This is a genomic window from Streptomyces silaceus (assembly GCF_001419745.1).
Taxonomy (GTDB): Bacteria; Actinomycetota; Actinomycetes; order Streptomycetales; family Streptomycetaceae; genus Streptomyces; species Streptomyces silaceus.
On the sequence record NZ_LIRJ01000673.1, the window covers coordinates 1 to 1,288 of the forward strand.

Here is a 1,288-nt window from a genome sequence, read left to right on the forward strand (position 1 = left end):
GTCGTCGGCGCCCGCCTCCAGGCCCCGCACGATGTCGCTGTCCTCGCCGCGCGCGGTCAGCATGACGACGGGGATCGTCGACCCGGTGGCGCGGATCCGCCGGCAGACCTCGAAGCCGTCCATGCCGGGCAGCATCAGGTCGAGCACGGCGAGTTCGACGCCCTGGCCCGCGGGCCTGGCCAGCAGGGCGAGGGCGTCCTCGCCGGTGGCGGCGGTGTCGACGGCGTACCCGTGGCGGCGCAGCACCAGCTCCATGCCGTCGCGCACGGACGCGTCGTCCTCGATCAGGAGCACATGGGGGACTCGGGGCATGCCGCCGATTATGGGCGAGGGTTTGCCCAGTTCAGGGCCGGTGGGCGGGGTGAAAGGACGGAACGGGCGCATTGTTACGTTCTCATCATGCGGCCATGGACCGGCCACCACATGGGCGCGGTTCGGTGAGGCCATGAGCACCCACTCCGGTACGGACACCGGCACCCGCACCCGCACTCGCACCACACCCCGGGGAACCGCCCGCCTCCGCATGCTGGCCCTGGCCGCCGCCCCCGTCCTCGCGTTCGCCGTCGCCTGTGGAGGCGACGGCGGGGGAGCGAAGGACGAGGGGGTCGCATCGGTCCCGGACACCCCGACGGCCGACGGCTCCTCGACCGCGAAGGAGGACGGGAAGAAGGAGAAGGAGGAGAAGAAGGACGGAGGGACCACGGGCAAGAGCGCGTTCTTCGACGCGCAGATGACGTACGTCCAGTGCATGCGCACCAAGGGCGGCGTGAAGGACTTCCCGGATCCCCGGCTCAGCGGCTATCTCGACTGGGCGAAGATCGACGCGATCACCGACCCGAACGGCTCCGGCGAGGAGCAGAAGGGCGGCAAGAACGGCGTCTGCGGACCCGAGCTGCGCAAGGCGGCGAACCTGGAGCCCGAGCGCGACAAGCAGAAGGACTACGAGTCGATGCTCGCGCACGCCAAGTGCATGCGGGACAACGGCGTCTCGAAGTTCGCCAACCCCACGATGTCCGGCGGCAACGTCATCCCCGGCGGCGAGGCGAACCCGACCGACCCGACGTTCGACCGCGACTCGCCCGCGTACAAGGAAGCCCGCGAGGCCTGCAAGGACAAGCTGCTCGAAGGCCTGGACGGGATGCAGTGATGAGACGGCGTACGGGAATCATGGCGGGCGGCAGGTCGCTGTTCCCGCCCTCGGCGCCCGCGTCCTCGCCGCCGAGGGCGAGCGCCGCGGAGCCGACGGCCGCGGCGGCCACCACGGCGGCGCCCGCCATGATTCCCGTAC

The 1,288-nt window shown here is 71.1% G+C and carries 2 protein-coding genes; one reads left to right on the plus strand and one right to left on the minus strand.

All coding sequences use genetic code 11. The features are described from left to right. A partial coding sequence (locus AOK22_RS38525; protein WP_157872433.1) for a response regulator occupies positions 1-312 on the minus strand: 312 nt, incomplete at its 3' end. Between the two features lie 133 nt (positions 313-445). Here AOK22_RS38525 and AOK22_RS38530 point away from each other — a divergent pair. Beyond that, entirely contained in the window at positions 446-1,147 is a 702-nt protein-coding gene (locus tag AOK22_RS38530; RefSeq protein WP_055703278.1) for a hypothetical protein, read from the plus strand. The last annotated feature ends 141 nt before the right edge of the window (positions 1,148-1,288 follow it).